The sequence below is a fragment of the Mesomycoplasma ovipneumoniae SC01 genome (assembly GCF_000218525.1).
Lineage (GTDB): Bacteria > Bacillota_I > Bacilli_A > Mycoplasmatales > Metamycoplasmataceae > Mesomycoplasma > Mesomycoplasma ovipneumoniae_A.
This window is the reverse complement of sequence record NZ_AFHO01000009.1, coordinates 1-24,412: the sequence shown is the minus strand read 5'-3', so window position 1 is coordinate 24,412 and position 24,412 is coordinate 1. Positions and strand designations below refer to the sequence as shown.

General features: G+C 29.6%; 18 protein-coding genes, 3 tRNA genes and 2 pseudogenes. 20 read left to right on the top strand and 3 right to left on the bottom strand.

The window, feature by feature from the left end; translation table 4 throughout:
* Position 1: 1 nt before the first annotated feature.
* From MOSC01_RS0101905 to ychF, 12 genes are all read left to right on the top strand, one after another.
* Positions 2–700 carry an MPN527 family putative ECF transporter permease subunit gene (locus MOSC01_RS0101905; protein WP_010321123.1) on the top strand — a complete coding sequence of 233 codons (699 nt, stop codon included), beginning with the start codon at positions 2–4 and terminating at the stop codon, positions 698–700.
* Positions 701–852: 152 nt separating this feature from the next.
* On the top strand, positions 853–3,480 hold the full coding sequence (lon, locus tag MOSC01_RS0101900; protein WP_010321122.1) for an endopeptidase La: 2,628 nt from the start codon (positions 853–855) through the stop codon (positions 3,478–3,480).
* Between the two features lie 250 nt (positions 3,481–3,730).
* Positions 3,731–4,939, top strand: a complete 1,209-nt coding sequence (tuf, locus tag MOSC01_RS0101895) for an elongation factor Tu (RefSeq protein ID WP_010321121.1) — start codon at positions 3,731–3,733, stop codon at positions 4,937–4,939.
* Positions 4,940–6,045: 1,106 nt separating this feature from the next.
* On the top strand, positions 6,046–8,211 hold the full coding sequence (locus MOSC01_RS04155) for a putative immunoglobulin-blocking virulence protein (RefSeq protein WP_010321120.1): 2,166 nt from the start codon (positions 6,046–6,048) through the stop codon (positions 8,209–8,211).
* Positions 8,212–8,322: 111 nt separating this feature from the next.
* Positions 8,323–8,949, top strand: coding sequence for a hypothetical protein (locus tag MOSC01_RS0101880; protein ID WP_010321119.1), 627 nt, complete (start codon positions 8,323–8,325; stop codon positions 8,947–8,949).
* Between the two features lie 79 nt (positions 8,950–9,028).
* On the top strand, positions 9,029–9,850 hold the full coding sequence (locus tag MOSC01_RS0101875; RefSeq protein WP_010321118.1) for a Rho termination factor N-terminal domain-containing protein: 822 nt from the start codon (positions 9,029–9,031) through the stop codon (positions 9,848–9,850).
* 102 nt (positions 9,851–9,952) lie between these two features.
* Positions 9,953–10,027, top strand: a tRNA-Cys gene (locus tag MOSC01_RS0101870).
* A gap of 9 nt (positions 10,028–10,036) precedes the next feature.
* Positions 10,037–10,113, top strand: a tRNA-Arg gene (locus MOSC01_RS0101865).
* A 157-nt stretch (positions 10,114–10,270) separates the two neighbouring features.
* The gene (rpsF, locus tag MOSC01_RS04420) at positions 10,271–10,870 is read left to right on the top strand and encodes a 30S ribosomal protein S6 (protein WP_010321117.1); all 600 of its coding nucleotides are present in this window, start codon (positions 10,271–10,273) and stop codon (positions 10,868–10,870) included.
* A gap of 53 nt (positions 10,871–10,923) precedes the next feature.
* The gene (locus tag MOSC01_RS0101855) at positions 10,924–11,478 is read left to right on the top strand and encodes a single-stranded DNA-binding protein (protein ID WP_010321116.1); all 555 of its coding nucleotides are present in this window, start codon (positions 10,924–10,926) and stop codon (positions 11,476–11,478) included.
* Positions 11,479–11,492: 14 nt separating this feature from the next.
* Entirely contained in the window at positions 11,493–11,756 is a 264-nt protein-coding gene (rpsR, locus tag MOSC01_RS0101850; protein WP_010321115.1) for a 30S ribosomal protein S18, read from the top strand.
* A 15-nt stretch (positions 11,757–11,771) separates the two neighbouring features.
* Positions 11,772–12,875, top strand: a complete 1,104-nt coding sequence (gene ychF, locus MOSC01_RS0101845) for a redox-regulated ATPase YchF (RefSeq protein WP_010321114.1) — start codon at positions 11,772–11,774, stop codon at positions 12,873–12,875.
* Positions 12,876–13,070: 195 nt separating this feature from the next.
* Here the strand turns inward: ychF and MOSC01_RS04145 are convergent.
* From MOSC01_RS04145 to MOSC01_RS0101830, 3 genes and pseudogenes are all read right to left on the bottom strand, one after another.
* Positions 13,071–14,728, bottom strand: a pseudogene (locus tag MOSC01_RS04145) (IS1634 family transposase).
* A gap of 204 nt (positions 14,729–14,932) precedes the next feature.
* Entirely contained in the window at positions 14,933–15,730 is a 798-nt protein-coding gene (locus MOSC01_RS0101835) for a TIGR00282 family metallophosphoesterase (RefSeq protein WP_010321111.1), read from the bottom strand.
* Between the two features lie 86 nt (positions 15,731–15,816).
* Positions 15,817–15,892 (bottom strand) — tRNA-Thr (locus tag MOSC01_RS0101830).
* Positions 15,893–16,254: 362 nt separating this feature from the next.
* Between MOSC01_RS0101830 and MOSC01_RS04995 the strand changes: the two are divergent.
* From MOSC01_RS04995 to fusA, 8 genes and pseudogenes are all read left to right on the top strand, one after another.
* Positions 16,255–17,606: pseudogene (locus tag MOSC01_RS04995) on the top strand (putative cysteine peptidase).
* 25 nt (positions 17,607–17,631) lie between these two features.
* Positions 17,632–19,296: a hypothetical protein gene (locus MOSC01_RS0101810; RefSeq protein ID WP_010321108.1), complete on the top strand. Its 1,665-nt coding sequence runs from the start codon at positions 17,632–17,634 to the stop codon at positions 19,294–19,296.
* A gap of 236 nt (positions 19,297–19,532) precedes the next feature.
* Positions 19,533–20,033, top strand: coding sequence for a hypothetical protein (locus MOSC01_RS0101805; RefSeq protein ID WP_010321107.1), 501 nt, complete (start codon positions 19,533–19,535; stop codon positions 20,031–20,033).
* A complete protein-coding gene (locus tag MOSC01_RS0101800) occupies positions 20,024–20,560 on the top strand; it encodes a DUF4231 domain-containing protein (protein WP_010321106.1) in 537 nt (178 codons plus the stop codon). Before MOSC01_RS0101805 ends, MOSC01_RS0101800 begins: the two co-directional genes overlap by 10 nt.
* Positions 20,553–20,933, top strand: coding sequence for a DUF4231 domain-containing protein (locus MOSC01_RS0101795; RefSeq protein WP_010321105.1), 381 nt, complete (start codon positions 20,553–20,555; stop codon positions 20,931–20,933). The genes MOSC01_RS0101800 and MOSC01_RS0101795 overlap by 8 nt, the downstream gene beginning before the upstream one ends.
* Before the next feature lie 126 nt (positions 20,934–21,059).
* The gene (gene rpsL, locus MOSC01_RS0101790; protein WP_010321104.1) at positions 21,060–21,479 is read left to right on the top strand and encodes a 30S ribosomal protein S12; all 420 of its coding nucleotides are present in this window, start codon (positions 21,060–21,062) and stop codon (positions 21,477–21,479) included.
* 48 nt (positions 21,480–21,527) lie between these two features.
* Entirely contained in the window at positions 21,528–21,998 is a 471-nt protein-coding gene (gene rpsG, locus MOSC01_RS0101785; protein ID WP_010321103.1) for a 30S ribosomal protein S7, read from the top strand.
* Between the two features lie 12 nt (positions 21,999–22,010).
* The gene (fusA, locus tag MOSC01_RS0101780; RefSeq protein WP_010321102.1) at positions 22,011–24,095 is read left to right on the top strand and encodes an elongation factor G; all 2,085 of its coding nucleotides are present in this window, start codon (positions 22,011–22,013) and stop codon (positions 24,093–24,095) included.
* The last annotated feature ends 317 nt before the right edge of the window (positions 24,096–24,412 follow it).

The following is a 24,412-nucleotide window of genomic DNA, read 5'->3' as shown; positions in this document are numbered from 1 at the left end:
ATTGAAAACTTCAATTTCTTGAAATTCTAATTTTAATTTCAAAATTGCAATTACTGGAATTTTATTTAGTCTTTCGTTACTTTTTTTTATTTTTTCACACAATTATTTTTCCTGACCGTTTTTTCAAAATCTTGGGCTAAAATTTGACTTATCTACTCTTTTTTTAGTACCTATATTCTTACTGGGAAATTTTTATTTAGGTTTTTGTTGCATTCTGGTTAGGTTTGCAATAGGTCCTTGACTTATTTTTAACCATTTTGGCGGAATTGATATTATTTATTTTGGCCATTTTGTACTATTTTTAGCTTCAATAATATACATTTTTTCATTTTTAGGTTTTCGTTACCTTTTTATCAAAATTTTTAAAAATTTCGCTAAAATAAAAAGGTTTATTATTTTATCACTAATTATCTCAACACTTACAACCAGTTTAATGATGACTTTTTTAAACGGAATTTTGATTTTTCCAGTTTATCTAAAACTTTTTAATATAATAGATTCAGTATCGCTCAACTTAGTTTATAAAAAGTGAGACGATATTCAAAAAAGTTTTTCTGAAAACGCAAATTTTTCGTATTGGTCTTTTATTTTTAGTGTTTTTATTCCTTTTAATCTTGCAAATTTTGCTATCCAATCAATTTTAGCTTTTCCTATTTACATGATTATTGAACATTTTCACAAAAATAAGATGCTAAACTAAACAATTTATAAAACCACAACTTCTTTATAATAAAAATATTTTTTATAATTTTGCTAATTTTTTTGAGTTGTTAAAATTTTTTTAGTTTTTGTGATATAATTATCTAGAAAAATTCAAATAAACAATCAAAGGACATTTGAGGAGTTTTTATTATGCCAGTTCATTCATACCGATTTTTAGTTGCATCAGATGATATTTATTTTCCAAACACTGCTCAACAAACTATTAGTTTTAGTGACCCTGAATCAATTAAAATTCTCAGGGAAATTTACCATTCAACTTCACGGACAACTTTAACAAACAAGGAATTGTTGATTGTTTACCGTAAAGAAAATGAAGAAGTAGATTTATTTGAAGAAGAAATTATTGATGAACAACTTAACAAAAAAGGCGCTGAGCAAAACAAATCAGGGACTACTGATGCTTCTAAAGTTAAAACTTCAGAAAACGAAAAGCTAACTGTAGATCCAAAAATTGAAAACGACTTTTTACCAAGAGTTCTTGACATTGATGAACTTTCTAAATATGCTTCTCTAATTAGAGTTCAAAGTTATCGCGCAAAAACTAGACCCGATAAAAGCGATTGACAAACCGTAATTTTAGATTTTACTGTTCTTGAAAAAGTTCAAGTTGTAGATTTAATAACTGACCCAAATAATGTAAAAGCTGACCAAATAAGTATTAAATCAACTCGCGAAATTATAAAAAATCGGGAAATTCATGTAAGTTTAATTAATGATTTACTTGAGTTTGGAAGAAAAACAAAGAACTTTAAGATGCCAGGTGAACTTCTTTTGGTTGTTGATAAATTTCAAAATAGTAACACCGAAGTTGAAAAAAATGAATTCATCAAAGGTGTAACAAACACATTATCTTCATCAGTTAGTCTTAGCTATCAACAAAAATACCATTTATTTGCGCTAAATTCTTATGCTTCTAAAATTAAAAAACTATACGAGCATGTTCATGCCTTTAATGAACAAATTCGTCTAGAAGATGAAATTAATGTTATTCTTAAATCTAACCTTGACAAACAACAAACAGAATTTATCCTAAAAGAAAAAATTAAGGCAATCCGTAAAAAATTAGGCGAAGACTCGCGTTATGAAGATGAAATTGAAGAGCTTTTACACTCAGAAATTGGAAAATTAATTTTCCCTAAAGAAGTTGCAAAAACAATAAAACGTGAAGCTAACCGTTTAAAATCAATGATGGCTACTTCACCTGAATCTAATATTACCAAAAATTACCTTGATTTACTAGTTGCGCTACCTTGAAGACGTGTAAGAAAAGACATTTTAGATATTCAAAATGTTCGCCAAAAACTTGAAGAAGCCCATTATGGACTTGAAGAAATTAAAAAGCGAATAATTGAATATCTTGCTGCCCTAATTCATCGGCGTTCACAGTCAAATCAAGAGCCAACCCTTGAGAAAATCGACGGTGATTATTGTGATTCAAATTTATTCCTTAGCTCAAAAGTTCACAAAGGAAGAACTAACTCAATTCCAATTTTAACTCTTGTTGGTCCTCCAGGAACCGGAAAAACTTCAATTGCAATGGCAATTGCTGAATCAATTGGCAAAGAATTTGTTAAAATTTCACTTGGAGGTGTTCGGGACGAGGCTGAAATAAGAGGTCACCGTCGGACATATGTTGGTGCGCTTCCTGGAAAAATTATTCAAGCTCTAAAAAAAGCTGGCGTTTCAAACCCACTAATTTTACTTGATGAAATTGACAAAATGGGTTCAGATTTCAAAGGTGATCCAGCTGCGGCAATGCTTGAGGTTCTAGATCCAGAACAAAACCGTTTTTTCCAAGATCATTATTTAGAACTTGAATATGACTTATCACAAATTCTTTTTGTTGCCACAGCTAATGAAATTCATGATATTCCTGAGCCTTTACTTGACCGGGTTGAGATAATTGAGCTTTCATCTTACACTTTTCTTGAAAAACTGCAAATTGCAAAATCACATTTAATTCCTGCAGTTCTAAAAGAAAATGCCTTAGATCCAAAATATTTCCCAATTGATGATCAGACTATTGACTACCTAATTCGCTACTATACTCGTGAGGCAGGTGTCCGGGGATTAAAACGGGTTTTTGACAAAATTGCACGAAAAATTATTGTAAGACTGCTTGAAAACAAACTTCCTGAGAACTTTAAAATTGATGTTGAATTTGCCCGTGAACTTTTAGGAATTGAAAAATTTGACCCCGATCCTGTTGATGCAAGTCCGCAAATTGGAACTGTAAATGGACTAGGATACTCACCACTTGGAGGTTCAACTCTCCAAATTGAGGTTAGCACAATTCCTGGGCGTGGTGATATTAAACTAACTGGTTCACTCAAAGATGTAATGCAAGAATCAGCCCGAATTGCCCTTTCGTACGTGCAGTCTAAAGCTAAAGATTTTGGAATTGACTTTGATTTTGAAAACACTTTGATTCACATTCATGTCCCAGAAGGTGCAGTTCCAAAAGATGGGCCTTCAGCTGGAATAACCTTTACAACCGCAATAATTTCTGCCCTTAGCCAAAAACCGGTTTCACACGATATTGCAATGACTGGCGAAATCACTCTGCGTGGAAAAGTGCTTGGAATTGGCGGCCTAAAGGAAAAATCACTTGGCGCCTACAAAAGCGGAATTAAAACAATTTTTATTCCCCAGTCAAACGAAAAAAATCTTGTTGATCTACCTGATGAGGTTAAAAACTCAATCAAATTTATTCCGGTTGAGACTTACCAACAAATTTATGACTTTATTTTCAAATAATAGGACTTTTGTTGTATAATTATCTCGATAGTTCAGCTCATTATTTGTCAAAAAAGGTATAAAATGAAAAACATAAAAAATTCTCAAAATAATTTTCGATTTTTTTGGTATAATTAACCTTGAAAATTAAATTGAGAATTTTTGAAAATTTCTAGCACTTAAAACTAACTAAATAGGATAGGAAATAGTTGCAAGGCTATTCAATGGTGGTTTTTAGTTTGTTTTAAAACAAGTAAAAGAAAGGAAAAATATGGCAGTTGTTAAAACTGGTGCAAAAAAAGATTTTGACCGTTCAAAAGAGCATATCAATATTGGGACAATTGGTCATGTTGACCACGGAAAAACCACTCTAACAGCGGCAATTTCAACTGTATTATCAAAAAAAGGTCTAGCTGAAGCAAAGGATTATGCTTCTATTGACGCAGCCCCTGAAGAAAAAGCACGTGGAATTACAATAAATACAGCCCACATCGAATATAGCACAGATAAGCGTCACTATGCCCATGTTGATTGCCCTGGTCACGCCGATTATATTAAAAATATGATCACAGGAGCAGCGCAAATGGATGGTGCCATTCTTGTTGTTGCCGCAACAGATGGTCCAATGCCCCAAACTCGTGAGCACATTCTTCTTTCAAAACAAGTTGGTGTGCCAAAAATGGTTGTTTTCCTAAACAAAATTGACTTACTTGAAGGTGAAGAAGAAATGGTTGACCTTGTTGAGGTTGAAATTCGTGAACTTCTTTCTTCATACGACTTTGATGGAGACAACACCCCAATAATCCGTGGTTCAGCTCGTGGTGCTCTTGAAGGAAAACCTGAATGAGAAGCTAAAGTTCTTGAACTAATGGATGCAGTTGATTCATATATTGACTCCCCAGTTCGTGAAATGGATAAACCATTCTTAATGGCAGTTGAGGACGTCTTTACTATTACAGGTCGTGGAACTGTTGCTACTGGTAAAGTTGAAAGAGGACAAGTTAAACTAAATGAAGAGGTTGAAATTGTCGGCTACCGTCCTGAACCTAAAAAAACAGTTGTAACCGGAATTGAAATGTTTAACAAAAACCTTCAATCTGCAATGGCCGGAGATAATGCCGGAGTTCTTCTTCGTGGTGTTGACCGTAAAGATATCGAGCGTGGGCAAGTTATTGCAAAACCAAAAACAATTATTCCCCACACTAAATTTAAAGCAGCAATTTACGCGCTTAAAAAAGAAGAAGGTGGAAGACATACTCCATTTTTCAAAAATTATAAACCTCAATTTTATTTCCGTACAACCGATGTTACTGGTGGAATTGAATTTGAAGCTGGCCGTGAAATGGTAATTCCTGGAGATAATGTTGACCTTACTGTTGAACTTATCGCCCCTATTGCTGTTGAGCAAGGAACTAAATTCTCAATTCGCGAAGGTGGAAGAACTGTTGGAGCCGGAACAGTAACTGAAATTATTAAATAAAAAATCTTTTATCTAACACAAACTTTAGGGCCTGCCCTAAAGTTTTTTTTTTTTTTTTTATATTTTGCAGCCAAAATTAATCAGCATTGAGACTAAAGTTTACAAAAATGAGTGTTGAGTGTCAAATAAAGATTAAGTTTTTTAGGCGGACAATTTTCCTGAGTTTGCCAGCCTAATGGCAAAATTCACTTTTTAATGAATACAAAGTGAAAAAATACCTGTAAATCCGTGTTTTTTGACCTAAAATCTTAATTTTTATTATTTTAAAACTAACCCTTTGCAAAAAAAAAAAAAAAATGTTTGGTCTAAAATAAAATTGTGTTATAATTAGCTTCACTAAGAATAAAAGAATAAATTTTGATATTGAATTAAGGGGGAATTAGTTATGTTTTTGGCACAATAAACTCAGATAATGCCATTTTTTCCATTATGGCTTTAAATATAATGGAATGCCTTAAATTTAATCGTTTAGAAATCTACAAATTTATGGCTTTTAATTATTGTTCTTTCAAAACTTCATATATTTTTTTAGGCTCAATGTAAGTAAAAACGAGTTTTCTATTTACATTGAGTTTAAATAGTAGTTGTATTTTTTTTATGATTTTTGTTATTTTATCCTTGAATTGATTTTTGCCAGTATTTTTAAGCTAAAAAAGTAGTTTAAATATTTTATAATTTTGCTTTTTAAGTCAAAATTTTAGCTTTTTTAGTTTGCTTTATTTTATCAATAAGTAGATTTTTCTTTCGTAATGGTCAGATTTAAAATTTAGTGTTTTTGTCTTGATGGTTATTTTTCCTAAGTTTGCCAAAAAAGTTAAAAAAGCGGCTAAAATCGGACACTTTTTAAGATTATCTCATCAAACTGGGAAACTCGGGAATAAAAACGAGTTGGGCGAATTTTTTAAACTAATTTATCTAAATAATTTGGACTTTAGTTTTTTTAGTGTATAATTTTTAATTTTAAAAAGTTTTCAAAGGTGGCTAATATGATTTTTTGTTGCTAAAAATATAAATTTACCGCTAAAATCAGACTTAGTTGGTAAAATTTATTATAAGTATTATTAAAATCAAACATCTTTAATAAATAAGAAAATTTGGAGGCAAGTATGAAACTATATTTTTCCCGTCGTCGAAAAGTTGTAATTGTAGCAATGGCAACAGCATTGTTATCTTTAAGTTTGTTTTCAATTAATCAATCATTACTTAATTTTGATTTTTTATCCAATGAAGTTAGTTATTCAACTCAAGCGCCTTCAATAATTTCAAAAAATCAGCCAAATGATACTGGATTTAATTCGCCAGTAGCTAATACTGTTTTTGTTCCGCCAAAAATAGAAACACCTAAAGAAAAAATTGAAAATCCAGTTAAACCACAAATAGTAACACCAAAAATAGAAAAAATTGAGCCCTTACCTGAAAAAATAACACCTAAACCTGTAAAAAGAATTCAAACTATTGAATCAACCGTCCCTATTCGAACAACACCTGCGCGCCAAAGTCCGACCAGAACTATATCTTCTCGGCCAACAATTTCAACTTCAAGAACAGTAAGTCAACCACAAGTTCAAAATAGAAATAACTCACCTGCTGTTAATTTTGGTGATTCAGCTTATCAACGCGCCCTTGGTTTGTGAAGAAAACAACAAGACCGGAAAATCGCCGAGGTTAGACGCGAAAGAGATAAATATCAAGCCGAAGTTGACGAAGCAAACCGTGTTATTTCAATTATTGACGAGCACTATAAAAAATATGCGCCAGTTGGAGAAGATGGTAAACCAAAAGTTACTCTAGAATCCTATCTTGAGGGCTATAAATACTCTCGCTGAGTTGCAAATAATTATCTTGAGCGCGAACAAAATTACTTAAAAGTGATTGAGCAACGAAGACAACTTGACCAACCTTTTACAAAAGAAGAATTACAAATGATAAAAGATGGCTACACTCCTGATCCTGAAACCGATGGATGAGAACCAAAAGTCAATGTTGTCGTAAATGGAATTAAGGCAGATAATAAAAGAAGATTAAATGCCGTTGATTCAAAATGAACAAGATATGATGCAACTCAAATTGGTTCGCTAAAATATGAAGGATGAAATGACACTAATGTAAGTTCAGAAATTAGTAGTCTTACCAATGGTAAGGGATTTTCTAACGGTAGCATTTCACTGATAAAATACACTCGTGCCCCTGGAAATACCGCTGGTAGTCTTTCAGAATTTAAAACTTTAGTTCTAAATGCCGATGATGATGTTGCTTTTAAAGCTTTTGCCGAGATTATGAAAAATGCCGCTAATAAAGATAATTCAATCAAGGCAATTGTTCTTAAAAATGTCGGGGCAAAACATAAAACCCAAAATATAAAAGAAATTTTAGAACTATTGCCACCACAAATGCAAAAAGTTTCACTCTTTTTAGATGACCACCAAGCAGTTAATGGTCTTCGCGGACTTGAAAAATTCAGCAAACTAAGCGAACTAGAACTCTATACAAATTCACGGACCAACGAAAGTAATTGAGCAATTAATCCTAATGCCCTAAAAAATGTGGACTTTATTTCTTTTGATTATATAAATAAAGGTGATATTAAGTTAGTCCAACCTGGAGAAAAAATTCCTGGATCAATTATTTTTGATACTCTCCGTTGAGACGAGGGTGATGATGCTGCCAAAGTTAATGAGGGACTTGAAATTGCTTTTAGTTCAAAAATTAATCAACGTGTTTTCCAAGGAACTTTTGGTGGTAGAGGAGGATATCCATTACATCTTGATTTTTCTTCATCTAAAAAAATTAAGACGCTAAAAGGGATAGATTTTGCTAAAACAGAGAAACTTTTTAACGAAAAACTCCAAAGTTGAGAAGTTGAAGCTGAATCGCAAAAAAATCCTGGGCATGTTAATTTACTTTTCCAATATTTATATTTTGGCGCCTCAAAAACAAACGATTCTAGCTCAACAGGATCAAATTATGTATATAAAGTTCAAGCAAGTGATTTTGAAAATTCCCAATTTACTACAAGACTTGTTAATGGTCCTATCCAACAACCGGGAATTTATATAAAAGATGAAAATGGAAAAACTCTTTCAAATATTCCACTTTATATAACTGGTAGTTCATTTTCTGGCGATGCTTTTAGTCAATTGTCCAAATTTGTTGATGTGGCAAAGAAAAGTGCTACTTTTAACAAAATTTATGTAGAAAACGCATCACTTCAAAGTCAACTTTCAGGTTTAGGACTGCCTGTTGAAACAAAAACAATTACAACAACAGACTAAGCTAATAAAAAGTAAAAAAAATAATTATTTTTTACTTTTTATGCTAAAAATATCTTTTTTACTTAACTTTATTGAAAAAAGCACAATTAAAAATTTTAATAAAAGGGTAAAATGGATTCAATTAATCATTGAGTTAATAAAATTCAAGAAAATCTGCTAAGATACCAAAAGGTTGTTGAACAATATCGAACAATAGCAATTTGGTGCAATCAAATTGAAAAAGTTTTTGCAATTAAGCCAAATTTACTTGATTTTCCACATGGAATTGGCCTTAAAAAAATACCATTTTTAAAAGACTGGCCAACAAGAAAAATAATAAGTCTTATTAACAACGGAAAATTATCAAAAAAATTCACTAATTTTCAAAAATGAAATATTCATACAAACCGGAGCTTATTTAATCAAATCAAAGCTAAATTATTAGTTTGAGACTATTATTTATCTTTTCTTGAAGGAAATTATTGTGAAACTTGAATTATTGAGGAAGTTTCATACACTAAAAATTTATATTTTTTTCGCGGACTGCTTTGAAAAAACGAAAATTACACAATGATTGTTGGTCTTAATAAATTTCAGGGAAATAAAAAATATGCCACTGACTTTTGCTCCTTTTTTACCGCGCTTTTAACCTCAAAAGAATTTAGTGATATTGCAAAAAAAATTGATAAAATTTCCAAAATTGACCGAATTTGGTACAATTATCAAAACAAGGAAATAAATCAATTTTCCAAACTTTAGGTTAAATATTCATCTTTTTTTATAATATTATTTTAAATTATTTTATAATTATATTATACTAATTTATATTGGAGGGTGTATGGTTTGAGAAAATCCATTTGGAAAAAATAAAGTTCCATCAGTGGCTGAGTTGTGAAAAAATGAAAAAAAGCAATACCGAATTTGAATTTTTTCTTATCCGGTGTTACTCCTTTTACTAAGTGTTTTTTTAAGTGTACAACTTTTTTTAGATTTAGATATTAAAAACATTGGTCGAGCTTTTTCGATTTTATCAATTTTATTTACTGCTGCAAATTTATTTTTTTATGTATATTCTATCTTTACATCATATAAAGCAAAAGATTTTGCACCTATTGGCGATCGTTCCTTTTTTTTCTCGTTCGTTTCATTTTCCAGTGCTGCTCTTTCAATAATAAATTCAACAGTAGTAATAATTGGAAATTTAAGTCTTAATAATCAAAATTTTGCCGTAATTTTGACTATTCAAATAATTCTTATTGCGTTAATTTTTATTTTAATTCCATTTTTCTATACAAAAGTGCTTAGAATTAAGTCAATATTCAAACTTTCTCGAACATTAGTCATTATTGAAAAACGTATTGATGAAATGAAAAAAGATCCTAAAGCATTTTCTGAATTTATGAATATTTTTGACTTAGGTCACCAAAATCCAATGAATTCACAACAAGCAAATAACCCTGAAAACACACAAACCCAAGAAGCTCAAAACAAACATCAAACAAAAGAAGAAAAAATAAAAATCGCACTTGAAAAATTAGATTTACCACAATTACACGAAATTGCCAAAAAATTAGAAATTTCTGGTTTTGAACAGTTAAAAAAACAAGAATTAATTAAGATTTTAACTCAAATACTTGCACAACAAGATTCCGAAAAATAGTTTAATATTTTAAAGTGAACCACTTTCTAGAAAAACAAATGAAAAATTTCTTTGTTTTAAATTAAAATCTGCTATAATTATATTTGATGGTTTTTAGGCAATGGCACCATAGCCAAATGGTAAGGCATAGGTCTGCAACACCTTGATGTACCGGTTCGAGTCCGGTTGGTGCCTCCAAAATGTAATGCGCCCGTAGCTCAATTGGACAGAGTGTTTGGTTACGGCCCAAGAGGTTGAGGGTTCGACTCCTTCCGGGCGCGCCATATATAATATAATTAGACCAAGGAAAATTAACTAAAATAATTTAGTTAATTTTTTTATTTTTTTTAGTTTTTCATGTTATAATTTCAAACTAGTTTTAAATTTAGTAAAACATCCTTGGTTATTTTTATAACCCACAAGCCCATAAGGAGAATTAATATGCCAAAATACGAAATAATGACAATTTTAGACCCAAAAGCAGAAGCAACAATATTAGAAAATTTGCTGTCTACTACTTTTAGTCAAAATTCGTCATACAAACTTGTTAAGCTTGAAAATTCAAGTCTTGCTTACCCTATTAAAAAATCAAAAACTGCACAATATTTTTTAATTAATCTTGATTCGCCAGCTAATTTAATTGAAGAATTTGTTCGCCGCGCGAATATTACCAAATCAATTTGACGATACTTGATAATTAATCTTGACTCTGAAAAAGGTTTTAACCAAAAACCAAAAAATGCCGATCGCCATAAAAGAACAAATGCAAGACGTGATCATTCAGATAGACCTAATTTCAAATCAGCGACACGAACTCGTCAAGACCAAAACTCACCTAACCAAGCAGAAAAAACTGATAAACCTTTTCAACGTCGAAATTTTAGACCTAATACTCAAGGCGGCGCAAAACAAGGTTTTGCCCAACAGTCTTCAGATAAGGCTAACTTATCCCAACGCGGAAAAACTTCAAATTCATCTTCTTCAGCAAACCAACCAGAAACTGGTGCTGATAGTGCTAAAAAAATACAGGAATCCCAATAGTTTTTATCTATTTTAGTCAATAAATAAAAATAGATAAAAACTATAAAAAAATTATGAATCGAATTATTTTAATTGGACGCGTTTCTTCTAAACCTGTATTTATGACAACAAAGTCAAATGTTAATTTTATTCGATTTAATTTAGCAATTGATAGACGAAAATATAATCAAAATTCGCCTACAATTACTGATTTTATTCCCGTAGTTGCTTGACGACAAAATGCAACATCGCTCGACAAACTAATTACCGTAGGAAGTTTGATAGCAATCGAAGGTTCTTTACAAGCTAATCGTGTTATGTCAAATACAACAAATTATCTTACTAATTATGAAGTAAATGTTGACTACTTTCGTTTATTAGAAACTAAAGAACAATTAGAAATGCGTCGCCAAAAATTAGCTCAAAAAGTTAGTGAACCAACTTTTGAACCAATATTTGATGATTTTCAACTTCCCCAAAATAATAAAAGATCATTTCACGAGGATAATATTTTTCAGACAGAACCGCCAATGAATTTTGATGAAACTAATATTGAAATTAGCGATGATGATAGAGATCCATTTGCTGAATGAGAAATTGATGATCTTGATCCTAACAAATTAAATTAAAAAGGAATGCAAAAATGAACAAAAAATACGCTAAAAAATTCAAAAAAAAAGTGTGCCAATTTTGTGAAGCTAAACTTTCTTACATTGACTATAAATCAATTGAAGTGCTTCAACGTTATATTAACTCTTTTGGAAAAATTCAACCTTCACGAATTACAGGTAATTGCGCAAAACACCAACGTAAATTATCACTAGCAATTAAAAGAGCACGTTTTGTCGCTTTACTTCCGTTTGTTGGTGACAGAATCCGGGGAAGTTACGATAAAACTCGAGTTTAGTCATAAAAATATAATATGAATCTAAAAGCAGGTCTTATTGGACTTCCTAATGTCGGAAAATCATCGCTTTTTTCAGCACTGACAAAAATGAATGTTGAAATTGCTAATTACCCCTTTGCAACAATAGACTCAAACATTGCAACTGTTGAAATACGTGATCCAAGACTAATTAATTTAGCCGATATTGTTAAGCCAAATAAAATTGTTTTTTCTACTTACTCTTTTGTCGATATTGCTGGTTTAATAAAAGGAGCTTCATTAGGTGAGGGATTAGGCAATAAATTTCTCGAAAATATTCGCAATGTTGATTGTCTAGTTCATGTTGTGCGTTGTTTTGATGATTCAAAAATAATTCACGTTAATAATCAAGTGAATCCTATTTTTGACATCCAAACGATAAATTTAGAGCTCATTCTTGCCGATTTAAGTTCAATTGAGTCAATTATTTTGCGACTTAGTAAAAAAATCAACAATACAAACGACAAACAAGCAAAAGTTGAATTTGAACTTGCTAAAAAAGCAAAAGATCATTTACAAAAAGATAAATCATTACGCGATTTGACTTTAGACAATGATGAGCGTCAAATAATCAAAAATTGGCAACTTTTAAGTATAAAACCTATTTTATATGTTGCTAACATTGACCAAAAATCTGTTAGCGATCCCCTAAAAAATCCATATTTTTCTGAGCTTAAAACTTATCTTGAAAAGGAAAATGCAATTTTAATCCCAATTTGTGTAGCCTTAGAACACGAAATTTCCCAACTTGATCAAGATGAAAAACAACTCTTTTTACAAGAATTTGGACTAGAGAAGTCATCTCTTGATTTTCTTGTTCTTAATAGTTTTAAACTTCTTGGGCTAGCAACTTTTTTTACTGTTGGAAAAAAAGAAGTTCGCTCATGAATATTTAGGAAAAACACAAGTGCAGTTGATTGTAGTGGGATTATTCACTCTGATTTTGTCAAAAAATTCATAAGAGTTGAAATTATCGCATATGAGGATTTTATTGAGTTCAAAAGCGAAAAAGCACTTAAAGAAAAAGGTAAAATTCGTCTTGAGGGAAAAGAATACTTGATAAAAGACGCAGAAATATGCCATTTCCGAATAAGTAATTAGTTCAAATAAAATTTTATAAAAAACCAAAAAATTATACATCAAAAAGTTTATTTATAAATATTAATTGGTATAATTTTTTGGTTTTTTAAATTATCAGTTATTTCCTAGTTTGGCAGTTTGATAAGGTAATTTTAAAAAAGTCTCGGGTTTTAGGCACTTTTTTAGCTTTTTTGGCAAAAGTTAATTACAATTTTATTAGTGATTTATTAAGATATCAAAGTAAAAATCATACCTATTTCAAATATTTGGATCACTAGGGACACCTTCGCGATTTTTAAATATCATTTGTTGATCTAAAGTGTTGAATTCAACTCTTTGTCTTAATTTTTGCAACATCGTTACTAAACCAACTTCAGTTAATAGATTGTTTTGGAGTAACTTGTTTTCACTAATATGTCTGTTAATTTTAAAAATTATAGTTTTTAAAATAACTAGTGAGATAAAACACAAAAGTATATGAGCTAGGATATGATCGTCAATTCTTAAAAATACAGGTCGAATATTCAATAAACCTTTTAGACTTCTAAAATTAGCTTTAATATTTGACTGTTTTTGGTATTTTTCAACTATGTCTAAGACATTCAAATTTAGCATATTTGTTTCATAAACATAGTAGCCATCAAATTGTTTGTCTTTGTCAATTTTACTTTGATCTAATTCAAATTTCATGTTTGAAATTTGCTTAAAATATTTAGGTTTTTTACCAAACAATTTGCTTAGCTCAATAAAACCATCTTTATTTTGTTTTTTAATAAAACTTTGGATTTGCTCTTCGCGCGCTTTGCTGTCTTTTATTGCTCTTTTTGTACTGTAAGTAATAATTCTTCTTCTGATATTTTCGGTGTATCTTTTATTCTTATAAGATGAATAAAATTCTTCTTTTTTATACTTAAAATCCGCATTTACATTAACATAATCGCTTAGATCTAGTAAATAATTTTTAAATTTTTGAGTTCCTACCTTTGCACGATAAGAAATAATGAAATTATAGTTTCTTGATTCAAGAAATCGAATATTTGCGGCTGTTGACATGCCACGATCAGCGATTATTGTCATATTTTTGATATTATATTTGGATTCAACATCTAATACAAAAGGGATTAATGTACTAGAATCGCCGGTATTCCCTTTAAAAACTTTAATATGAAAAGGAATACCATTTTTATCGCACGCTAGCCAATGACAATTTGGTCTTCTTTGAATTTAGCATCTTTAGAATAACCAGGAATTCTTAATCCATTTCTTTCAAATGTCTCAAAATAGACTGTTGATGAATCAAAATAAAATTCACTGTCCCTTTTTCCAAGTTCACTTGTTACCATTTTGTTGACACTATTTAAAAGTTGATTTTGTGACTCAAAGACAAGATCTAAGAGTCTATAAAAGCTATTTTTGGAAGTATTTATTTGATTTGAGTAGTCATCCTTTTTATCAAAAGCATTAATAATACTGCCAGGATCAGTGATCCGTTTTGAAATTAAGTAGTTAAAAATTTCCTTCATATTTTTATGTCTACTTTTAGGAAGTGATTCAAAAATATTGTGCTTTTCAATAAGTTTTTCAATTAATTCCCCACCAACAAAAACCGAACTTTCGATTATGGTGGAATTTTTAATAGAATCAAGTAAAATAGCCTTGACTTTATCTTTGTCATCTAAATTTGAAAACAATTTCAATTTTTCTTTGATAATTTGAACAGCATTTGGATTAATTTTTTCCAAATTCCGCTCATTTCCTAAACTAAATCAACGTTTTGCACCTTTGCCATAACCTTGTGTTCAGCCAACATATTTATATGGTTTATCTTTTGAAGATCCTCAAACATTAAATAAAAACAAATTTTGTTTTTTCATAATGTATAATTATACCATAAAATTACTTAAAATGCTAGTAAATGCTACCAATAAAAATTAAGGTTTTACATTCAAAAAACACCGATTTACTTGTATGTTTTCCCATTTATATTCACTAAAAAGTGAATTTTTGCCATCAAATTGGGAAACTCAGAATTAGTTCAAACCAAATTTTAAAAAACCAAAAAATTATACATCAAAAATTTATTTATAAATATTGATTGGTATAATTTTTTGGTTTTTTAAATTATCAGTTATTTCCAAAATAACAGCATTAAATTGGCAATCATTGTCCGAAGTTTGAAATTTTGTACTTTTATTATAGCGAATTCTATTATAAACATCAAGGAATTTTACACCAATTGCATCATTTGCAGGACCTGTCATTCCAACATCAGTTATAAAAAGTGTTCCAAGCGATAATTCTCTAGCATCAGAAGTCTGAACGTGGGTGTGAGTTCCTAAAAGCGCATTAATTTTACCATTTAGATAAATTCCAAGCACATTTTTTTCACTTGTTGTCTCAGCATGAAAATCAACTATATGAAAATCAGCATCATCTTCGGCAATAACTTTGTCAATTGCATCAAAAAAATTATCTGCAAACTGGTGATTTCAAGGTTTGACTAACTTATTAAATGCCACACCTAAAAGTGAAGTTATTCTGAACGTTTTTCCATTTTTTAAAATTGTAGTAGTACCTTTGCCACTATATTCTTTGTCAATATTTAGCGGCCTAACAATATCTGGATTATCAATAATTAGAGCAATTTCAGGATTAGATCAAACATGATTGCCAATAGTAAAAATATCAACACCAAGCTCTTTTAAATATAAATAATCCCTTTTATTTAGCCCTTTTCTGCCGGTTATATTTTCAGCCTGAACTATTATTAAGTCAAAATTATAGTTTTTTCTCAAAATATTAAGTTGATTTTTAAACATTTCTATACCAGGCGCGCCAAAAATATCACCAACAAATAAGACAGTAGCAGATTTCATTCAATTCCTTTAAATTTTTCAAATATTTTATTTGAAAAAAAATTAAAAAAGATGCTTTTATTTTAGCATCATTGGTCAAAAAGATATGGTGCCAACAACAGGAATCGAACCTGCGACCCCATCCTTACCATGGATGTGCTCTACCGACTGAGCTATGATGGCGCTTATTGCTTTAAAATTATAGCACTTTTTTTAATATTTTTAATCAAAAAAATTATTAAAAAGTCAAGCAAATTTAAAGGCAAAAACAAAAAAATACTTTCAAATGGAAGCAAATATTAAGTTTTGAAAGAGCAAAATTATTAATTCTTATTTGTCTTAGTATTATACCACAAAAATTTTAAAAACCAAGTTTTTTTTGTATTTATAAAAAACTTGATGTATAATTTATTTTGTAAAATAACGAAAAAAAAATTGACTCACAAATTGTGAGCACTCCCAAAAAAAATATTTTTATACACTATCTGTTTTAAATTGTTAATTGCTCTTTTAAAATTTAATACTACAAAATAGGAAAATTAAAAATGATTGGCTTATTTGAAAACATTGTCATAAAAGCAGATCAAAATAAAACTATTTTAAATCAACAACAATTAGATTTTTTTATTAAAGCATCAAAAGCAGAATTATTTAAAAAAACTAATACAACTCAGGATTTTTTATATCATAGAGTTCTAAAAAACATTTTCGATCAACCACTGTTATTTTTACAATTTACTAATCATTATTTAATAATAACTCCTAAAAATTATGAAACTAATGAAATTGCAAATGCTAGTTTTGATAAGGAATTATTTGATAAAAATAATGTCGTTTATATACCCGGATTTTCATTACATTATCAAGTTGATGGCGACTATTTTGGGTTAGTTTCTAAACAGAAATTAGATGAAAAAATAGTTGAAGTTATTAAGAATCAAAAACATATATATTTAAGTGTAACTAGACTAAATACAGAAAAAACAAGACTAAAAAAGAAGAATATTTTAATTATAAATTTCGTGCAAAACGTGGATCTGCAGATCCTGGCGATATAGCAGATAATGCTGTACAGGTTAAAAATCTTTATTCTTTTAATATCGGTCTTGACAATTCCTGATGATTTAAGGCAAAAGATTCATATTCAAAACTTGGCTATATTGAACATCAAAGGGGTCCTGGGAAAGGCGGGCTTTGTGAATATATTGCTATGTCTTTAATGTTAGAATATGCCGAAACATTCATTGCATCTGGAATATTTACTGATGCAGAAATTGATAGATATTTTGATATAAAAAATAATTATTCTCATAACTTAAGTGATGGTGTTGCAGAACATAAATATTATAAATATAAAAAATCTAAAGATAAAACTACTACATATAATTCACTTCCATATCAATTGTTTGAACTTAATGATAAATACCAAGATGTTAAGTATGCTTCTTATTTCACTAGCACATTAGAAAAATTTCTAAAAGGAAAAGAAATAAAAAACCACATAACAACTGATTATTCTGCCAATTTTATGCATTCAAGTAACCCTGAAACTTTTTTACTTAAAAATAGAATGCCAGTTATGGTATCTTTTGCTAATTTTAGTGGTGGTCACAACATTGTTTTATATGGATATGATCCAGATACAGAAAAATATCTTGTAAATTTTGGATGATCAGGTTGTTCTAATTTACTTATTTCTAAATGAGATATTTGAAGTTTTTGATCAATGGGTTATTGATGAGGATTTAAAATAGATGATGATTATATAAAAAATCATCCACCTAAACAAAAATTATTAAGTGCAAATGGTGAGATTTATTCATATCCAGAAATTTTTGAAGAAGAACTTGCAATTGATAAAAACGGTAATCTAATTAGAGATTACGACATTTATTAATATAGCTAAATTAAGGTGTTTTTTTATGAAAGAAACAAAAGAAAAAAAATTCACAAGTCCATTAATTTTTTCAAAATATTTAAAAACTAATCTTCGAAGGAATTGATTTTTATTATTTTTCTTTATAATTTTTTCAATTTTTTCAATTTTACTTTTTTTATTTTTATGAGAAGCTGATAAAAATTTTGACTTACCCATTTATAATTCGCAAAATCAACGAATAACTATTGTCAAAAAAAATGGCGAAGAGTTTGGAAATAACGAAATTTCAGAAATAAAAAACTTAAAATCTGTTAAATATATTTCAAATGGTGAATCAGAATTAGAATTTGGCGATTTTAGTAATAAAGACTCATTTAGTTCTGGCTTATGAACTAAAATTTTGCCAGTTGAAATCAATGATTTTTTTAAAAATGATATGAAAAACTATACTAATTTTCAAGGTAAATTTTTAGAAAATAATGATGAAATAATAGTTTCACAAGATTATGCTAATTTAAAAGAAGTTAAAATTGGCGATTATATTGATTATAAATATTGAATAAAACATCCTTTAACTAATGAAAATGAATTATTAATTTATACTAAAAAATTTAAAATTGTAGGAACAGTAGGATTTGCTAATAGTTATAGAGATGATTTTATTTTAATATCCGATAATAGTTATAAAAATTTAGTTGAAAATATTTTTGATAAGTCAAAAATATTTCTCAATCAATACCAAGATCAAAATGGGTTTTTTAAATCTTTAGTTAAAAATTTAGTATATTATAATGTAAAAACTTCAAATACAGAAAATGCTGTTGGTTCTAAAGTTTTTTCTACATTTTCTGATTTATTTTCTGATTTATATTTTAATGAAAATTTTAATCTTGATAAAAAAGATAAAAAGCTTAAAACAGGTCGTTTTACTGAAAATAAAAACGAAATTCTTGTTAGTCAAGGTCTAATTAATCATTTAAGTAAAAATTCCAATTTAAATTTAAATGTAGGTGATGAAATAACTTTTAAAATAAAAGATATTAATTTTTTATTTTTCAAAGATCATCGTTTTACTTTTAAAATTAGTGGAATCTTTGAATCTGATGAAGCAAATAAAATAGAATTTAACCAAAATGTAGTCCAACTTTTTGCTGATTCAATAAATGAAAACAAACCTTTAAGACTAAGTGTTTTTTATAATAAAAGCGAGCAAAATTTATTGTCAAATCTCAAAGAAAAAGGATTTGAATTGGCACCAAGAATTGGTTATCCAATTCATAGAGGCGTTGCTGATATTTGACTAATAATTGCATCAATTATAGTAATTGTAATCTTACTTTTAACTACTGTTATTGTTTTTGTTTTTGCTTTAAGAAATTTTAAAATAAACAATGGAACTATTCAAAGTTTTGATGTTGATACAAGCAAAAAAATATTCCTTAAAAAAGAAAATTTATATTGAATTTTTATATCATTATTTATTCTTATTGTTAGCTTTTCACTGTTTTTTATTTCAATTAAATTGCCATTTTTTAGGGATTTTCTTGCCGATAGATCAGCAGGTTACATAATTGGTCGCATTAGTTTAGATCTTATTTGAATCTCATTATTATATATTGTATTTTCTACTATTATTTTTAAAGTCGCTACTCATTTTTTAAAAAATAGGAAAAAATATAAACCAATTGAAAATAAATTAGTAAATTAATTTAATTGAAAAATTTCAGCTTTTTATTTAACTAGCTAGTAGCTAAATAAAATTTGTGATTTTGCTTTTATAATTAACATTGTGCCATAATAAACAAAGTTAGCGTTTTTATGCTAACTTTGTTTAATTTCCAGTCATTTTTTAACTTTTTGGAACGTTTTTCAAAATATAAATGGATTAAGTGATATAATTTATAATTTTGTAACTAATAAAAACATTAACTTAGTGAGAATAAAATGAATAAAAATGAAGCAGTTGAACAACTTATAAAATTTATTCAAACAAAACAAGCTGGACTAAAAAGAAACCAAAAAATTGCTTATTATGGTGCTAATGCTGTTAAATGGATAACTTTTTTTTCAAATATTATAGTAATTTCCTTGGCAATTTGGGTAATTATAACTGAAATTAATCGTTATCAACTAATTGAATCTGAAAATAAATCAGTTTTTAATGACCTTGGACTAACTATTGTTTTGGCTAGTTTTATTTGTCTTACTTTTTTTATTAATTTATTTCTTGCTGTTTTTCGTGAAGTTATGAAGTATAAGGAATATAAAAAAGCGCAAAGAGAACTAAGTTATTTGTATTTTCAAATTCAAAATGATCCTAATTATACTCTTGAAAAATTTGAACAGGACTATCAATCGATCTCTGATTTTTATTTTCAAAAAAAAGATGTTTCAAAAATAAAAATTCTTAAAAAAATAGTTTTTGGAGGTAAAAAATGGTTATAAAAAATGTTCGACTTGATTCAGATTCTTATGAATTTGCCAAATTTTTATACAGAAAAACGCTTGTAAAAGCAAGGTTTTTTCAATTTTTATTTTGAACAGTTTCCATTTTTAGTATTTTTTTTGGATTTTTTTCGACCTTAATGGGTATTTTTAAATTAGCTTCGCCAAAATTAAATGAATTTGAACCTTTTGCAAATTTTTTTATTTCAACTGACGAAAATGGTGCAAAAGTTGACCAATGACCAATTTTTGTCTTATGAATTAACCTGTCAATTTCAATTATTAACGGTCTTTTTGCCCTTTTTCTAGTAAAACCACGTTGAATTCGTAACCAAGAAATTAATGACTTTTTAAAAATTGAAATAATTTTGTTTGAAACAAAAACAGGAAAATATGCAAAATCTGAAAATGCACAAATTGAACTTTTTAATTCAATTTGCAAATTTTTAGGAATTCTTAAAGCCCTTGAAAATAAACATAAAGAGCAAAAAACTAACATTAATAAAAAGGAACAAACTAATGGATAAAGAAAAATTGCTTTCAAAAATTGAACTTGATGTTATAAAATTAACGGCAAAAGCTCGTGTTTCTAAGGGTATTTTTTTGTTTTGCAGCATTGCATTAATTTTAATGTCAGCTTTTAATGGTATTTTATCTGCCTATGCAATTACTAAAAACCCTAATCCAACTGCGGTTAAGTTATTTGTAGCAATTGCATTTATTAATGCAATTATTAGTTTTGTTAGCTCACTTTCTTCTTTTTTTGTTTTTGAAAATGTTTATAAAAAGTCAACAGAAAAAATTAATTTTTATGAAGAAAAGAAAAATGAGCTTTTATCTCAAGATGCAAACATTGATGAGATTGCAAAACAATTAGGTAATATAAAAATTGAAAATTAGTTTGTAATATTTTTAAAAAATGTTAAAATGTATCTATAATTTAACTTAAATTTTATTTTAACAATTTTTTTTATAACACTGATACCGTTGTTATAACCCGAAAAAAACATTCATTTAAAGGAAAAAATGCCAACAATTTCTCAATTAGCAAAAGGATGCCGAGTTAAGAAAACTTGAAAGTCAAAAGTTCCTGCATTGAATATGTTATATAATTCTTTGCACAAAAAAGAACTAAAAATTAGCTCGCCCTTTAAACGTGGAGTTTGCACAAGAGTTGCAACTATGACTCCTAAAAAACCTAACTCAGCATTACGTAAATTTGCAAGGGTAAAACTTTCAAATGGAATTGAAGTTAATGCCTATATTCCCGGTGAAGGCCACAATTTACAAGAACACTCAATAGTTTTAATTCGTGGTGGAAAAGTTAAAGACTTACCTGGTATTCGTTATCACATTGTGCGTGGAACTCAAGATACAACTGGTGTTGCAAAAAGAGCCCAAGGTCGTTCCAAATACGGAGCTAAAAAACCTAAAACTTCAAAGTAAAAATCTAAAAAAGCTATAAAATACGATATTTTTTAAAAGGAGACACACATGTCACGAAAAAAACAAGCCCCAGTGCGCGACGTGCTTGCTGATCCAGTTTTTAACTCAAAACTGATTACAAAAGCAATAAATTGCGTTATGTTAGAGGGGAAAAAAACTACTGCCCAAAACATTCTTTATTCATCATTTAAATTAGTTGAAGAAAAAACTCAAAAAGATGCTCTTGAAGTTTTTCAACAAGCTGTAAAAAATGTAACTCCACTAACCGAAGTTCGTTCACGTCGAATCGGGGGAACAAACTATCAAGTTCCAATGGAAGTTCGTCTGAAACGTCAACAAACTCTTGCCTTGCGTTGATTAATTCTTTTTGCCAGAAAACGTAACGAAAAAACAATGGTTGTTCGTCTTGCAAATGAAATAATTGATGCTTATAATAAAACAGGCGGGGCCTTCAAGAAAAAAGAAGATACACACAAAATGGCCGAAGCAAACCGCGCTTTTGCACACTTTAAATGGTAGGAATTTAGAAATATGTCACGAAAATTTGAACTAAAAGATTACCGTAATATCGGAATTATGGCCCATATTGACGCCGGAAAAACAACAACAACCGAAAGAATTTTATTCCACACTGGTAAAATTCACAAAATTGGTGAAACTCACGATGGAGTTAGCCAAATGGACTGAATGGAGCAAGAAAAAGAACGTGGAATTACAATAACTTCTGCGGCAACAACTGCTTTTTGAAAAGGTAAAAGAATTAACATAATCGACACCCCAGGACACGTTGATTTTACCGTTGAGGTTGAACGTTCACTCCGGGTTCTTGATGGAGCAGTTGCTGTTCTTGATGCCCAATCAGGTGTTGAGCCCCAAACTGAAACTGTTTGAAGACAAGCAACAAATTATGGCGTTCCGCGTGTTGTTTATGTTAATAAAATGGATAAAGCTGGAGCTAATTTTGAAGCTTCAATTGAATCTGTGCGCACTAAATTAAACGGTAATGCCGTGGCAATTCAGTTAAATATTGGTGCTGAATCTGATTTTAGCGGAATTATTGACCTTGTTGAAATGAAAGCTTATAACTACGATGGTCAAAAAGAAGAAGTTGAATACGAAATTCCAATTCCGAGTGAATTACAAGACAAAGCAGCAATAATGCGACTTGCTCTTGCTGAAGCTGTTGCTGACTATGATGAAAATTTATTTAATGATCTTCTTGAAGAAAAAGAAATTTCAGTTGAACAACTAAAAGCAGCAATTCGTAAAGCAACAATTAGTGGTGATTTTTTCCCGGTTGTTTGTGGTTCATCTTTTAAAAACAAAGGTGTAAAGAAAATGATCGATGCTGTCATTGATTATTTACCTTCGCCACTTGATGTTCCGCCAGTTAAAGCTTTTCGCGATGATCAAGAAATTACAATCCAAGCTGATGATAATGAAGAATTTTCTGCCTTAGCTTTCAAAATTATGAACGACCCTTTTGTTGGATCATTAACTTTCTTCCGTGTTTATTCAGGAAGCCTGACAAAAGGAACTTACATAATTAACTCAACTAAAGGAAAAAAAGAACGTGTTGGCCGTATTTTAGCAATGCATGCTAATTCTCGTGAAGAAATCAACGAAGTTCGTACTGGTGATATTGGTGCTTTTGTTGGTCTCAAAGACACAACAACAGGTGATACACTAATTTCGGAAAAGTCCAAAAGCTTTGTGCTTGAAAGAATGAGTTTTCCTGAACCTGTTATTTCCCAGTCACTTGAACCTTTTTCAAAAGCTGAAGTTGAAAAACTGGCTAATGCCCTCCAAAAACTTGCAAACGAAGATCCAACTTTTAAAACTTGAACCGACACTGAAACTGGACAGACAATTATTGCCGGAATGGGAGAATTACACCTTGATATTATTGTTGATCGGCTAAAACGTGAATTTAACGTACAAGCGCGTGTTGGAAAACCACAAGTTTCTTACCGTGAAACAATTACAAAATCCGCTGAAGTCGAAGGAAAATACATCAAACAATCCGGTGGACGTGGACAATATGGTCATGTTTGAATTAAATTTGAACCTAATCCAGAAGAAGGCTTTGATTTTATTGACAAAATTGTCGGTGGAAAAATTCCAAAAGAGTATATAAAATCAATTCAAAAAGGTCTTGAAGAAAAAATGCAAGTCGGAATTTTGGCCGGATATCCTTTAATTAATGTAAGAGCAACCTTATTTGACGGTTCTTTCCACGAGGTTGACTCTTCAGAAATGGCCTTTAAAATTGCAGCTTCAAAAGCCCTTTCACGTGCTCGTGATGCTGTTGGAACTGTTTTACTTGAGCCAATTATGGATGTTTCTGTTTTTGCCCCTGCTGAATATGCCGGAGACGTTATGGGTGACTTATCACGTCGTCGTGGACTTGTTCGTGAACAAGAAACTAGATCTGATGGAGCAAATGTTATTCGTGGACATGTTCCTTTAGCAGAAATGTTTGGATATTCAACCCAATTACGTTCAATGACATCAGGACGAGGAACTTACCAAATGCAATTTGATCATTATGAAGTTGTTCCAAAAAATATTTCTGATGTAATTGTTAAACAACGGGCAATCAAATCTGACGACTAAAAGTCATTCCCGAGTTTAGCAATTTGATAAGATAATCATAGAAAAGTGTCCAGTTTTGGGCACTTTTCTAATTTTTTTGGCAAACTCAGGAAAAATAACTGCCAAAGCAAAAACACTAAATTTTAAATCAACACTCACGAATGAAAAATCAACTTATTAATCAAATAAATCAAACTAAAAAAGCTAAAATTTTAACTTAAAAGCAAAATTATCAAATATTTAAACGACATTTTTTAGTTTAAAACACTGACAAAAATCAATTTATGGATAAAATAACAATAACCATAAAAAAATACAACTGCTATTTAAACTCAATG